Origin of the sequence: Bacillus cereus group sp. MYBK227-1 (assembly GCF_051916325.1) — a bacterium.
Lineage (GTDB): Bacteria > Bacillota > Bacilli > Bacillales > Bacillaceae_G > Bacillus_A > Bacillus_A cereus.
In genome coordinates this window covers 959,265-973,097 of record NZ_JBQAGK010000002.1, presented here as the reverse complement: position 1 = coordinate 973,097, position 13,833 = coordinate 959,265, and the positions used below count along the sequence as shown (strand labels likewise).

Sequence of the window (13,833 nt, the reverse complement as noted above, 5' to 3'; positions counted from 1 at the left end):
GGCTATCTTTATTATTCATAACTTAATAGCAAATAAAGTATATAAAAACTCTTTATATTGATCTTCTGTAATTTCACGCTTAGTTTTTTCCCCATGAATAATTTCGGTTAAACTTGTATTCGTTAATGAAATATGGCCAGAGTTCGTCAACTTTACTGCAATTGGTCCTTTATTAAAAATAGACTTCTCATCTTCTATCACTCTTCTTTGAACATCATTTACTACTATCTCATCAATAATATGTTTATAAAAAGCATGACAAACTTTCCATTCTCCAGCAGCATCTATTCTTTCTAAAACATAATTTCCTTTATTCGTATCTTTCCGTCTCACCCGGTACGAACCATTTTTTGAAGAAACCGACTCGCCAGTAAAAGGTACAGGAACAAGAGGTACTAACGAAGCTATACCTATATCAATTAAATACTGTACATTATCATAAGTTAAAATAATTGTTATATGGCCATCCTCAAGTGCCCATGCATTTATATCGTTTTTATACACCGTACCTAATGCCAGTTGTACATCATAGCCACAGTCTCTTAAGAAATAGTAAAAAAGAGTATTTAATTCGTAGCAAAGTCCACCACGGGAACTAGTTAAAATTTTCTTTCGTAAGTTTTCCAGAGAGATTTGATTCGTATTTCGTGCTATAACATCTAAATTCTCAAATGGTATAGTATGCGCAAACGAAAAGAGTATGGTAGGTAATTCTTCAAACGTTACATCATTACGTTTTTTAAGATTTAATCTTGTGAAAAGCTGATCTTGTAAACTTGTCATATTTAGCACCCCTTAAAAATTTATAAGTTTAAATAATATATGCTGATTGTAAATTTTAAGGGGCACTGTAACAATGTACATTTCATTTAACTGTACCGGTACAAAAATTACGATTCACGAGGTAAATTAATAGAAGGCGTCATTACAAATGTCTTTTCTGTAATTGCTTCTTTTTGTGGCAAATCAAAAGCTACGAATATAAATTTAATAGTTTATCTATAGGCAAATTATTACTATCACTTAAATCAACAAAATATTGAAGTTGCCACGTTTGGCTCTTTTTAGCTTGATTACTAACAGTGGTATCCCAAACAGGATAAATCCTCATTGCCATTTTCCCTGTTTGACTTTGTGTTCTCAATATTTTTTCTTTAAGAAGAATCTCTTTAGGAAAAATGAATTGCCCTAGTTTATTATCAGCAATACAAGTGATTACTAATAAATCAGGAGCAGCTTCATAAGAGAAAGCTCTATTTCGCATATTTTCATCTTTCTCCCAAAAAGAAACAAATTGACCAATTTTATTAGGTGTAACTTTTGATTTTCTAAAACGAATGGTTTTGTTATTTAAGTGGAATAAACATCCGGCATATTCTGCGTTTTGCTTTTCTTCTTTTAGATTCGTAATCATTAAGTTGTTAGGTTTGTAAACTATATTATTTAAATTTTGGATTATATTATTAAAATTGTTCAAAAAAACTCCCCCTTTATTCATCTCTTAGTTTACCACAAACATCAGTTCTTCTATATCGTATATAATTATGAACTAAGTGAAATGGGGGAATTTAGCAGGATATAATTATTACTTTAATGTACTTAGTTTTTCAATTGCTTGTTGTTCAGTTGCTAAGTAAAAAATGTCATTTCCTTTATTACATTCATAAATAAAATCTTTTAAGCTTTTACTAGTATACATAGAGAAATCTCCAACAATAGCAATCTTTACCTTATAGTTTATAAACTTTTGAAGGATATCACCCGCAACCCGTGTTTTTAGGTCAAAGAAATCTTCACTTATTAAAGATTTATGGATAATAATATGTTTCGCATCTACCTCATTTTGAACTGTTGCCATAGTATCTAATGCAGACTGAACATCCGATATTAATACCTTATCGTTTCTAATGACCGCAATATTGATTCCATCGATTACTACTTTCTTTATTTCCATAGTCCTCCCCCTTTATAATTTACACAGTATGAGTAAAATTGTTTTACAAAACTTCGTATTAATCATAGATTAAATTAGCCACAGCTATTAAAATGGCCTCTATTTTTTGTTGTAAATATCTATTTTTTATTACTAATACGGTCAATGAAATTAATGATAGTTTCTCTTTTTTTGTATTTTTAAATATATATATATGGAATTACTTTTACTTGTTATAAAAATATTGTGGAGTAACATAACTTAACAAACTATCCAAAGTGTTAATCTCGGCATACGGTTGTATTTTGGTAGTATTCTTGATCTTCTGAGGGTTAAACCACACACCTTTTATATTTACATTTTGAGGACCAGCAATATCCTTTTCTAAGTCATCCCCAACAAATAAAGTATTTTCCGGTTGTAAATTTAACTTATTTAATGCTAGTTCGAATATACGTTTATCAGGTTTACTAAATCCCACTTCTTCAGAAATAATGATTGTTTCAAAATACCTATTTAAATTCGTGTTAAATATTTTAGCTTTTTGCCTCTGAGTTGAGCCATTTGTTATAATTCCAACTTTAAAGTGCTTCTTTATTTGATTTAAGAAATGAATAGTATTTTGGTCTATTGAAAAACATCTAGGGAAATTATTATTCCAAAAATCTTGGATGTAATTGCGTGGCAATCTATACTTCGGCGTGAATTCATCAAACAATGATTCTAAAACTGTCGTTTTATTACTTATGCCATATTCTCTTTTATCGTATTCTTTGAATTTCTGTAACATGTTGCTTTTAGCCGCACCATCTACATTTTCATAACACTTTTCTAAAACAATTAAAAATAATGCCTCTACTGCTTTATCCCTATCAAGTAATGTATCATCTAAATCAAACAGCATCGCTTTATAACCCATCAAATCATTTCACAACCTTTCTAAATCTCTCCAAGTTTGTACCTTTAAACTTTTGGTTTAGCAAGAACATTGTTATGTAGTGATTAACGATTAAATAGAAACTAGATGAAAGAAATCCAAAGTTCTCGGCGCACACTCTAGTATTACGGTAGCTTCTTCTATATTGAAATTCCTTTTCCTCTTTTGGTAAAGAAGCAAAAGTATATTTTCGCGAATTTTAAGAAACTACATACAATTCACGTTATTATACATTAGTTTTTCGTAAATATTAATCGTACATCAATTCATACGATAAGTTTTTTAAAACAATTATTTCTCCATAAAAAAGTAATATAGCTAATAATATTTTTTAGTAGTAAACGTCCTATGAAGTTTACTACTGTATCTCCACATAAACTCCAGATAGTACGGCTATAATGACTACCAGAGGTGATATTATGAAAAACTATCATATTCTCGTGGTAGAGGACGATCAAGAAATTCAGGAATTAATTAAACAATTTTTAATGACACAGCATTATACAGTGGTAGTCGCTTCAGATGGACTAGAGGGTATGACACAATTTAATAAGCAATCATTTGATTTAATTCTTCTAGATGTCATGATGCCCAATCTTAATGGGTTTGAAGTTTCTAAAATGATTCGAAGTCAGTCAAACGTACCAATTATTATGCTAACTGCGTTGGAAGAAGAGGAAGATCAAATGAAAGGATTCGACCTTGGGATCGATGATTATATAACAAAGCCCTTTTCATTTCATGTTTTGATTAGACGAGTCGAAGCTGTACTTAGAAGAAGTTATGATAAAAATGTAAATAATCATTTGATATTTAAAGAAGTGCGTATCGATGTGGATGCATATAGAGTATATGTAAATGACGTTGAAATTATATTAACGACAAAAGAGTTTGAAATTCTACAACTACTATTTCAAAATGAGAGAAAAGTACTTACAAGAGAAAATATCGTAGAGAAGGTTTGGGGGTACGATTATTTTGGAGAAACACGAATAATTGATACACATATTAAAAATCTACGTAAAAAATTAGCTATCCCTTATATTAAAACAATAAAGGGTATTGGTTATAAAATTGATGAATAGTATTGTGAAACTCATGAAGATGAAGCAAATTACTTACAAACTCTTTATGACTACATCTCTCATTTTGTTATCCTTTGCAGTATTGATTTATTTAACTTTATACTTCTTTCTCCCTACGTTTTATGAGCAATATAAAACAGATCAACTTCAAACAGGGATAAACGAAATCATTGATAAATCTAAAAATCTTACGTTTCAAGATGCGATACCACTTTTTGATGAATACGCAAAAAAAAATAATGCGATGCTTTATCTTCAAAATAAAGAAGGAGTAATTATTTACTCTCCTTCATTTTCTTTTATTCAAAGTGGTACGCAAAAAACAGTAGTTACTAAAGCAACACGATTCGAGAATGCAAGTACCCTTAGCAATTCATATAACGCTACGAAACCAATTCAATTTCAAGATGGTAGTTTAACGCTTGTAGTGTTTGCTACATTTCAACCGATTGATGAAGCTTCACAGGTTTTAGTACGCTTTCTCCCCTATATTAGTATCATTGTGCTCGTTATTGGTATAGGGAGTGCTTATTTTTATTCCAGGTTTATTACAAAGCCACTTATTTATATTAATGAAGGTGCACAAAAGATGGCAAATTTAGATTTCTCCGAAAAAATTGAGGTTCGCTCTACAGATGAGTTAGGAGAATTATCTAATAGTTTGAATGACATGTCTATTAACTTGCAACAAGCTATGTTTGATTTAAAAAAAGCAAATGAACAATTAAAAAATGATATTGAAAAAGAAAGAGAAATAGAAACAAAACGCAGAGAGTTTTTTGCGATTGTAGCACATGAATTAAAGTCCCCTCTTACTGTAATGAAAGGATACTTAGAAGGAATGATATACAATATTGGCCCTTATCAAAATCGCGATCAATATTTAAAGAAGAATCATCAAATTATTGAAAGTATGGAACAATTAGTTCGTGAAATTTTAAGCGTATCGAAATTAGAACAACACACCTTCAAACTAAAAGTAGAGAAAGTTAATCTTTCAAAATTAATAGGGACAATTACAAAAGATCTCGAATTTTTTGCTTCTCAAAAAAACATCGAAATAATAAAAGAAATTGATTTTGGCCTTGCTATTTATACAGATTGTGCCCTTTTAGAAAAAGCATGTAAAAATATTGTCCATAATGCGGTTATGTATTCACCACATAATGAAAAAGTCTATATAAAGTTAAGTGAGGATTCTAAACAAAGTCAAATCGAAATGCAAATTATAAATACAGGTGTCAATATTAAAGATGAAGAGATACAACAAATTTTCAAACCATTTTATCGAATTGAAAAATCAAGGAATCGAAATACTGGAGGAAATGGTTTGGGGCTATATATTGTTAAACAAATTCTTGAAACGCTAGATATAAAGTATTCAATAAAAAATATGGAACATAGTGTACAATTTTGCATGAGTATTCCATTATCTAAACACAAAAACAAACAAACTCTCCTTTAAATAGGACGAGTTTGTTTGTTTTTGTGGTAAGTATAAACTTATTAACAGGTTTTTCGTTTAATGATATATATTGCTTCTTAAATGGTAATTATCATAAGTGGTGACAAACTGTATTCAATTTACATATTTATCTTTTACTATAACAGCAAAAACGAAATTCCGCTTAGCAGCAAATTAGATTCTCTTATTTGAGATGCATTTCATCTATGAAACTGAAAAGGAAGATGAAAAATGCATATTTCCCTCCATTTTTCAGATTAATTTAAAATTCTTTTATGGTAAGCTATATGTAAAGATTAAACTTAAAACATAAAGGATGATTCGTATGCAAATAAGGCCACAAGTAAGTGAATATAACTCCTATTATGCAACGTATACCAACTTGGTATCAGACGGAAATATCATACATATTCTAGAACAACAAATGAAGGAAACGAATCTCTTATTAAAGGAAATTTCTGATAGTGAGGGACTTTTCCGGTATGCTCCTACTAAATGGAGTATAAAAGAAGTAATGGGTCATATAGCAGATACAGAACGGATTATGGCGTATCGATTGCTATCTATCGCTCGAGGCGAGACAGCAGAACTTCCAGGCTATAATGATGATATGTATGTTCTTAGAGCTGCTTTTGATAAGCAATCTATGCAAGATCTTCTTGAGAATTTAATAGTTGTTCGCCAATCTACCCTGTATTTACTTAGAAGCTTAGATAAAGAAGCTTGGTCACAAAGAGGAAATGCGAATAATTCTGAAGTTACAGTTCGTGCATTAGCATACATCATTGCTGGTCATGAGCTTCATCATCTTCAAATTATAAAAGAACGTTACCTTGGTTCTGATGTATATCCAGCAACTTAATATTTGAAGAAAAAGAGTCCTATTTATGTAGGGCTCTTTTTCAGAATTTATAACGGATTAGCGCTTAGAACCATGGCAATTAAATGTCTTTATTTATAAAATTCACCACATAATATATATGTTATCCCCTCTTATTCTGTACATAATTTTATTTAGGCTGATATACTATAAACACAATAGTTCTGGAAAGGTGATGATATTATGTATGAACAACAAAATAATAGAGATAGAGATCAAAAAATGATGTTTTCTATGCAAGGAGTTCCCACAAATAAAATTAACATGAATCAATTACCTAAATGGATTAGTATTTTTGGCTATTGTGCCTTTGGTTGGATGATAGTATTTAGTTTAATTATGATTGTAGGTTTGATTCTACAATAACTATACAGATACACAGGTAAATGGGACAGCATTTAGATTATATATCTAGGTATTGTCCCGTTTTTTATGTGTAATTATCCCATGATAGGTAACCAATTATAATAAAAAGAACTTGTAGAATATCCTACAAGTTCTTTTAAAAATATTATTAAAACGGGAACGACAAACTATTTTAACATTCAGTACAGGGAGACCATTTTGATTATGGCTTGATTTTATTATAAATCAAATATAAGCTTTTGAAAGGTCTAGTTTTTGAAAAATATGTGAATTAAACAGCTACGATGTTTATATTAGATTTCATTTATGACTAACTTCTTCTTACTTAAATACACTGCACGATCTGATTTTTTAGCAACCTCCTGTGAGTGAGTCACAACAATAATGCATTTATTCTCTTTATGTGCAAGTTCTTGAAACAGTTCTATTATATCCATTGCGGTTTCCTCGTCGAGGTTTCCTGTCGGCTCATCTGCAATCAGTAAATCAACATTACAAGATAGTGCTCGAGCAATTGCTACACGCTGTTGTTGTCCACCGCTTAGTTGCAATACGTTTCGTTTCGCTTCAAGTTCTGTGAGTCCTACCCTCTTTAATAATTCTAATGCTCTTGCTGTTTTATTTTGCACTTTAACACCTGTAATTTCCATTGCTGTTAAGACATTTTGAAGAGCGGTCATATAGGTAATTAAGTTATAAGATTGGAAAATTACAGATACATTTTGATTACGGTATCGATCCAAACCAATTTTTCTAATATCTTTGCCATTATACAGTACATAACCATTTTTAGGGACATCCAGTCCACAACCTAAGCTCAGAGTTGTGGTTTTACCAGATCCAGATGGTCCTAAAATCGTGTAGAAATGTCCTTTTTGAAAAGAAAAGTTAACATTATCTAGTATCGCTACATTTTTCCCATTACTTTCATAATAATAATCCAAATTTTTAAACTGTAAAATCGTCTCCATATCGAGCCTCCTCATTCATCTTTTAAAAGAATTTGTTTTGGGTTTAAACGTAGAATAGATAATGCTGGAAGAAGCGTTGCTATTATAGCAATACCTAGTCCAATCCCCCCCATTTTCCCTACATCTTCTCCTGTTACACTTACATCAATTTTATCAATTGGATCTTCTTTTTGATTTTGTAGAGTACCACCAGGTCCAGCCATCATTACAGTACCATGTTGCGAGGTATCTGTTTCTTCGCTCGCAGTAGCAATTTCATTCGAAAGTAAATTATCCCCGATATATTGAGAAACTTTAGCTCCTGTTGTTATGGATAATCCAAATGCTAAAATAGCGACACATACTACTTCTACTACGAACTGTGCCATCAGTTTCCACTTTTTCTCTCCAATGGACAATAGAATTCCCATTTCTTTACGACGTCCTTTAATTGATAGCATAATGATTAATCCTAAAATAATCGCACCTGCAATCGATACAATATAAATAATCATTTGAGAAGTCGAAGAGATATTTTCGATAGGACCAATCATTTGCTTGTACAATGAATCATGCGCATCTAATTTATAATAATTAAAATCAATATTAGATTTTTTTGCTTCTTTTTTAAATGCATCAATATATTGTGGGTCATTCAAGAAATACACGACTTGAACACTACTTATACCTTGATCCACTTCTAATTTTTTCATAGTTGAATGTGGCATATATAGTTTATTAGCCGGATCCATTATAGGAGGAGCCTGTTGACTCATTGCTTGCTCATTGGTTTCGTAAATACCGATAATTTCAACCTCAAGGGTTTCCTTCTTATCCCCTGATTGTACTTTAACTTTGTCTCCTACTTTCAAATTGTTTAATTCCGCTAATCGTTTTTCCATTAAAGCTACATTCTGATCCTTCATTTGCTCTGTAATTGGTTTTCCATCAATGATTTTACTTTTTCCGTTTTTAAAGCTTTCTTGTAATGCAGTCTTGCGAACTCCCTCAATCATAAAAGAAGCATTCATATCTATTTCTGTACCAGAGCTTGAACCGCCTCGCACAGCCGCCATTCCCGCTTTACCTTCTTCTTTTCCTTCTGAAGCTCCTACTAGTTTAAGTCCATCAGAAATACCGAAAGTGTTAGCTATGTAATTATAGTCTTTTACATACTTGTACTTTGCTAATTGATCTGTTTCTTTTGTATCGAGCTGCGGCGGATTTGGCATTTCTCCAGTTTCCTTAGCTTTTTGACCTAATTTGTCGAAATCAAGACCTAAAGTAACATCTGCACCAAGTTTTTTTCTTGCAGCATCCGCTGCTTTTTTTGATGCATTTTGGATTGTGAAACCTGAAAGAACCAAATTTGTAACAATCAGAAAAACTGCCATCAAAATTAATGATGTTCCTATCCTTTTTTTCATACTGAGAATTGCTCGTTTCATAAAATTCATTTTTTCTTACCTCCTTGATATCTTGTATTCTATATAGGTTATCTAGAGTTTATATGGAGCTAATCGGTAGTTTAACTAGAGATATAAGGAGTTTATGTGTAGTTATTTACCTGTTTCAGAAAAGCTAGAACACAAATTCAAAAACGCAGCCGTTTTTGAATATTGGTAAGGAGTTATTCCGTTTAATAAATTTATATAAAAGAAAAGGTTAAGATTCATTTAATGTATGTAGCACAAAAAATATTTACTGTGTAATTTCTATACAATAAATATAGAGAAACCTATTTGGATATCTATAATAGGGATTTTAATATAGTTACTGTATCTCATACAAATCACGTCACTTTAAAAGGTGCATCTTTTAATACGAAAATAAGCAATTTAATATTCTCTTATATGAATAAGAATATTAAATTGCTTTTTAGATTTTAGTATAATTTATTTATAGTTTTATTTTATTGCAAGCTTTATAATATGATATGCAAATTTATCACCTACTATTAGGAAAAGAGAATATTTTATAATTAATTTACACCATAAATTTTGTCCATGTTTTAAACAATATGTATTTTGGAGGAGGTTAATTTGATTTTTTCAAAACTCATTGATCGGTACGCCTTATATGATTTACACAAAAAAAGAAGTGTAGCCTTTCAGTATACTTCCCTTTCTAACACTTCATTAAATATAAAGGACATAGAATCTTTTTATAAAGTAAAACCATCACATATTCATTTTGACATTAAGCATTCAAAACAGGAAAAGGAATACATGGCTGGGCAATTCAAATATAAAAGCTCAGTTCAATCCGGTGATTCACGCAACGACTCTGTAACTGGGGAATTATTCTTACATAAAAATGAAAATGCACCTCATATTATCTTTGTTCACGGTTGGAGAATGGATTCTAACGAACGTGTAAAAAAAATATTCCACGACCATATGACCAACCTGAAGTGGAATATGTATTATTTCACTCTACCCTATCATTTTGAAAGAAAACCCGATCAATCCTTATTCAGTGGAGAGTATATGGTAAGTGCAAATATTGAACGAACAGTACAAGCAACTAGACAAGCGATAGCTGATTTACGAGCTTTGATTAAATGGATTAAAGCAAATAAAAATGGTCCCCTGATTCTAATAGGGATTAGTTTAGGCGGATTTATTACTAACTTAACCTCTCTTGTTGAAGAAGAAATTGATGTGTTAGCATCCATTTTCTATGCAAATCGACTTTCTTATTCTATTTGGAATACAATTCCGGGTAAATTTATTAGAGAAGACTTGGAACATCATGGTGTTACGTATGATGATTTAATAGATTATTGGAAAATCACTGAACCGAGTCAAGCATTGCCAAAAGTAAAAAAAGAAAATATTTTATTAATTTCAGGTAAGCATGATCTATATGTGCATTCTGAGGATACAGACTACTTGTGGGAATCTTGGGAAAGACCTCCACGATATATTTATACATGCGGGCATGCCGGGATCGTTCTTAAACGTAAAAAAATTGCAACTGATACTATTGATTTTATTCAAAATCGATTGAACTCCCCACACTTATCAATGTCATGCCTTAAATCGCGAGATTACTAAGTACAAAATCTTATACTTGTATTGTTATATTTTTTACTAGTCACCTTTGTAAATCTTAGCCCCAAGCCTTACACGATTGAAAATAAAATAAATAACTAAGGAACTAATTTACCATATGGAAAAACATTGCTCAGCATTTTCACCAGTGGTCCCTGTATATGAAATATTACATACAAAAATCTTTATGTATTACGTTATTAATTTAAAAATAAATTATTCATCCATTAATCTATACCATCCATATTTACAGTTATGGATACCCTAATTACATATGAAAAAGAGAGAAGAACATTGGTTAGTTCTTCTCTCTTTGTTTATTTTTAAGATAACCATCTATAAAATTTTGCTTTTCATAATTCTTCATGAGTCTAGAAAAGAAATTTTTCTAATGTACATAATTACAACGACATTAAACCTCTTTGCTCTTAAATCCACTACTTGTATTATTGATTGCATGAAACTCCTTCTTGAGAAAGGTTTTAATTTCCGAATATTCTGTTGACCGTTATAACATATCCAATTTACAATTTAATTGTGGTGTTCTTTCACAATTAAACTACTTAGAATACACTTCATTTATTTGAAAACAATTACAAATAGAGGTGCTAAAATGAAAACTAGAGTAAATCCAGAATTATTACAAGGGTTAGAGATGTTTCCGGATCTCGATTTACGCCCAGAAAATTTGCAATCAATCAGAGAAGGAATAGCTCAAATGAGACCACCTACCGTTGTTGATGACTCTCTTTCTTTAACAGATAAAGTCATTGTTGGGCCTGATGATAATCTGTTACCATTACGAATTTATCGTCCAAAATCAAATCATGAATCTTTACCTGTCTTATTATGGATACATGGTGGAGGTTATATCTTAGGGTCTATAGATGATAACGATGATACTTGTATGAGGTTTGCAAAAGAAGCTAGCTGTGTGGTCGTGTCTGTAGACTACCGCTTAGCACCTGAACACCCTTACCCAGCACCAATTGAGGATTGTTATTCAGCTTTAAAATGGATTGCTGATAATGCAAAGTCATTAAACATTGATTCGAATCGAATTGGGGTTGCAGGAGTAAGCGCTGGCGGTGGACTAACAGCAGCATTATCATTATTAGCACGAGATCGAAAATATCCTTCAATTTGTTTACAAATGCCACTATATCCAATGATTGATGACAGAAATGATACACCTTCAGCGAATGAAATTAAAGAGGGATTTGTTTGGAACCAAAAGGCAAATGAAGCTGGCTGGAAAATGTATTTAGGAGAAATGTATGGAACGGATCAAATCCCTGCCTATGCAGCACCTTCTCGAGCTGAGGATTATAGTGACTTACCGTATACTTACACATTTGTTGGTCAATTAGATCCATTCCGCAGCGAAACATTAACCTATGTAAGCAAACTAGCACAAGCTGGTGTTGATGTGGAGTTTCATTTATATCCAAATGCCTATCACTGGTTTGAAGGGTTAAATCCAAATGCCGATGTATCTATTTATGCTGTGAACGAAATAGTACAAGCAATAAAGACTGGTTTCAAACGAGTATCCAAGGTTGAGGCTTAATCCCATTACAAGAGAAACACTTATAAATAGTATATATGTATTTATCATTTAAATATAATAGCCGATTCTAAATAAGAATCGGCTATTAATATGTAAAATCCGCCTAATATATCAAGGTTGAGAAACAGATATAAGATGTTTAGGCGATGTGTTTATTTCCTCTGCTAATGCTTTTATGTTCATCATGATTTGAAGTATTTCTTCTTTTGTTGTTCTTGGGTTGATAGAGCAAAGTCGAATTACTACTTTTTCTTTTAATTTAGTCGTACTTAGCATAGCAAATCCTCTTTGATTAATTTCTTCCACCAATTTTTTGTTTATTTCATGAATTGTATCTGTAGATGTTAGCTCACATGGAATATAACGAAAAGTAACAATTCCTAATTGGGCAGGTGTTACTACTTCCCAATCTTTTTCTTTCCTTAAAAACTCTTCAACTTGTTCAGCTAGCATAATGCCATGATCAATTGCCTCACGAAAAGCTGTAACTCCGAATGCTTTAAAAGAAAGCCATACCTTTAATGCTCTAAATCTACGAGAAAGTTCAATTCCACGCTCCCCAAAATTCACTTTTTCTTCTATATTAGTTTCTGTATCCTTAATATACTCTGGGATCATACGGAATGTTTCACTTAAATATTGGCTATTTCGAATAAGTACACAACCAACATCATAAGGCTGAAAAAGCCATTTATGCGGGTCTAACGTTAAAGAATCGGCACGATGAATTCCACTTAATAACTCCCTTCCTTTTTCACTGAGAATTGCTGCAGCCCCATAAGCCCCATCCACGTGTAGCCATATATCTTCATCACCACATACATCAGCCAATTCATCGAGGGAGTCCACCGCTCCGCAATTCGTTGTCCCTGCATTAGCAATAACACAGAATGGTTTTTTCCCTTTTAATCGATCTTCTTTTATTTGTTTTCTTAAAGTACTAACTGAAATTTTTAAGTCTTCATCTGTCTCAATTCGGCAAATTTGATGCTGTTTAAAACCTAATACTTTAAGTGCTCGATCTACAGAAAAATGAGTTTGGTTAGAAAAATAAACAATCGCATTTTCTATGTCATTATTTAGCTTGACCTGTCTCGCTACAGTAAGTGCAGTCAAATTAGCCATGGAACCACCACTGACAAATAATCCTTCAGCTGAATCAGGGAATCCTAGCATTGATTTTAACCAGTTAATTGTCGTTAATTCAATTTGTTCGGCACCTGCACCTACTATCCAAGCTGTAGGAAATACATTAAACCCACTTGCTAAAAAATCTGCTAATACACCAACATAATTATTAGGACCTGGCACAAAAGCCATAAAATGAGGATGATCCACATGAGTAATTTGATTAAACACATTGTTATTAAGAAAATGAAGTAATTCTTTTGGATTAGATCCGTTTTCCGGAATCGTTTCAATTAGCTTGTCTCTAAAAATATTACTATCAATCGTTTCTGAAACTGGTTTACTTTTTAAATGATTCATATGATCAACAATTAAGTCAACCGCTTGATATCCTAACTGACGCATTTCTTCGGCTGATAACTGTAATTTTTTTGTCATTTGATTTACTCCTATTCTATTTAAA

General features: G+C 31.7%; 13 protein-coding genes. 6 read left to right on the top strand and 7 right to left on the bottom strand.

The features are described 5' to 3' along the window. Nucleotides 1-15: 15 nt before the first annotated feature. From ACTFRM_RS12045 to ACTFRM_RS12030, 4 genes are all read right to left on the bottom strand, one after another. The gene (locus ACTFRM_RS12045; RefSeq protein WP_074555084.1) at nucleotides 16-783 is read right to left on the bottom strand and encodes an arylamine N-acetyltransferase family protein; all 768 of its coding nucleotides are present in this window, start codon (nucleotides 781-783) and stop codon (nucleotides 16-18) included. 190 nt (nucleotides 784-973) lie between these two features. Further along, nucleotides 974-1,477, bottom strand: coding sequence for a MepB family protein (locus ACTFRM_RS12040; RefSeq protein WP_001058863.1), 504 nt, complete (start codon nucleotides 1,475-1,477; stop codon nucleotides 974-976). 108 nt (nucleotides 1,478-1,585) lie between these two features. Next, nucleotides 1,586-1,954: a DUF4180 domain-containing protein gene (locus ACTFRM_RS12035; RefSeq protein ID WP_322372884.1), complete on the bottom strand. Its 369-nt coding sequence runs from the start codon at nucleotides 1,952-1,954 to the stop codon at nucleotides 1,586-1,588. A 205-nt stretch (nucleotides 1,955-2,159) separates the two neighbouring features. Further along, nucleotides 2,160-2,852 (bottom strand): HAD-IA family hydrolase, encoded by a 693-nt coding sequence (locus tag ACTFRM_RS12030; RefSeq protein ID WP_000540709.1) that lies wholly within the window; start codon nucleotides 2,850-2,852, stop codon nucleotides 2,160-2,162. A gap of 437 nt (nucleotides 2,853-3,289) precedes the next feature. Between ACTFRM_RS12030 and ACTFRM_RS12025 the strand changes: the two genes are divergently transcribed. The 4 genes from ACTFRM_RS12025 to ACTFRM_RS12010 all read left to right on the top strand — a co-directional run bounded on the left by ACTFRM_RS12025 (nucleotide 3,290) and on the right by ACTFRM_RS12010 (nucleotide 6,666). Further along, nucleotides 3,290-3,955 (top strand): response regulator transcription factor, encoded by a 666-nt coding sequence (locus tag ACTFRM_RS12025; protein ID WP_000800727.1) that lies wholly within the window; start codon nucleotides 3,290-3,292, stop codon nucleotides 3,953-3,955. 13 nt (nucleotides 3,956-3,968) lie between these two features. Continuing rightward, on the top strand, nucleotides 3,969-5,420 hold the full coding sequence (locus tag ACTFRM_RS12020; RefSeq protein WP_033695141.1) for a sensor histidine kinase: 1,452 nt from the start codon (nucleotides 3,969-3,971) through the stop codon (nucleotides 5,418-5,420). A 325-nt stretch (nucleotides 5,421-5,745) separates the two neighbouring features. Continuing rightward, nucleotides 5,746-6,282 carry a DinB family protein gene (locus ACTFRM_RS12015; protein WP_001167132.1) on the top strand — a complete coding sequence of 179 codons (537 nt, stop codon included), beginning with the start codon at nucleotides 5,746-5,748 and terminating at the stop codon, nucleotides 6,280-6,282. A gap of 201 nt (nucleotides 6,283-6,483) precedes the next feature. After that, nucleotides 6,484-6,666, top strand: coding sequence for a hypothetical protein (locus ACTFRM_RS12010; protein ID WP_000273239.1), 183 nt, complete (start codon nucleotides 6,484-6,486; stop codon nucleotides 6,664-6,666). 293 nt (nucleotides 6,667-6,959) lie between these two features. On the opposite strand, the gene ACTFRM_RS12005 is transcribed toward ACTFRM_RS12010, so the two are convergent. Together ACTFRM_RS12005 and ACTFRM_RS12000 are read right to left on the bottom strand one after the other, a co-directional pair. Further along, nucleotides 6,960-7,637, bottom strand: a complete 678-nt coding sequence (locus tag ACTFRM_RS12005; RefSeq protein WP_000447856.1) for an ABC transporter ATP-binding protein — start codon at nucleotides 7,635-7,637, stop codon at nucleotides 6,960-6,962. A gap of 11 nt (nucleotides 7,638-7,648) precedes the next feature. Continuing rightward, complete coding sequence (locus ACTFRM_RS12000; protein ID WP_059303761.1) at nucleotides 7,649-9,073, bottom strand: ABC transporter permease; 1,425 nt, start codon at nucleotides 9,071-9,073, stop codon at nucleotides 7,649-7,651. Nucleotides 9,074-9,658: 585 nt separating this feature from the next. Between ACTFRM_RS12000 and ACTFRM_RS11995 the strand changes: the two genes are divergently transcribed. Then, a complete protein-coding gene (locus ACTFRM_RS11995; RefSeq protein ID WP_121868263.1) occupies nucleotides 9,659-10,675 on the top strand; it encodes an alpha/beta hydrolase in 1,017 nt (338 codons plus the stop codon). A gap of 610 nt (nucleotides 10,676-11,285) precedes the next feature. Next, nucleotides 11,286-12,242: an alpha/beta hydrolase gene (locus ACTFRM_RS11990; RefSeq protein ID WP_000857937.1), complete on the top strand. Its 957-nt coding sequence runs from the start codon at nucleotides 11,286-11,288 to the stop codon at nucleotides 12,240-12,242. Nucleotides 12,243-12,353: 111 nt separating this feature from the next. Here the strand turns inward: ACTFRM_RS11990 and ACTFRM_RS11985 are convergent, their stop codons facing one another. Then, nucleotides 12,354-13,808, bottom strand: coding sequence for a pyridoxal phosphate-dependent decarboxylase family protein (locus tag ACTFRM_RS11985; protein ID WP_000162820.1), 1,455 nt, complete (start codon nucleotides 13,806-13,808; stop codon nucleotides 12,354-12,356). Nucleotides 13,809-13,833 lie beyond the last annotated feature (25 nt).

Coding starts and splice junctions, on each gene's coding strand:
- ACTFRM_RS12045 (WP_074555084.1), bottom strand. CDS start 783: ATGACAAGTTTACAAGATCAGCTTTTCACAAGATTAAATCTTAAAAAA.
- ACTFRM_RS12035 (WP_322372884.1), bottom strand. CDS start 1,954: ATGGAAATAAAGAAAGTAGTAATCGATGGAATCAATATTGCGGTCATT.
- ACTFRM_RS12030 (WP_000540709.1), bottom strand. CDS start 2,852: ATGGGTTATAAAGCGATGCTGTTTGATTTAGATGATACATTACTTGAT.
- ACTFRM_RS12025 (WP_000800727.1), top strand. CDS start 3,290: ATGAAAAACTATCATATTCTCGTGGTAGAGGACGATCAAGAAATTCAG.
- ACTFRM_RS12020 (WP_033695141.1), top strand. CDS start 3,969: ATGAAGATGAAGCAAATTACTTACAAACTCTTTATGACTACATCTCTC.
- ACTFRM_RS12015 (WP_001167132.1), top strand. CDS start 5,746: ATGCAAATAAGGCCACAAGTAAGTGAATATAACTCCTATTATGCAACG.
- ACTFRM_RS12010 (WP_000273239.1), top strand. CDS start 6,484: ATGTATGAACAACAAAATAATAGAGATAGAGATCAAAAAATGATGTTT.
- ACTFRM_RS12005 (WP_000447856.1), bottom strand. CDS start 7,637: ATGGAGACGATTTTACAGTTTAAAAATTTGGATTATTATTATGAAAGT.
- ACTFRM_RS12000 (WP_059303761.1), bottom strand. CDS start 9,073: ATGAATTTTATGAAACGAGCAATTCTCAGTATGAAAAAAAGGATAGGA.
- ACTFRM_RS11990 (WP_000857937.1), top strand. CDS start 11,286: ATGAAAACTAGAGTAAATCCAGAATTATTACAAGGGTTAGAGATGTTT.
- ACTFRM_RS11985 (WP_000162820.1), bottom strand. CDS start 13,808: ATGACAAAAAAATTACAGTTATCAGCCGAAGAAATGCGTCAGTTAGGA.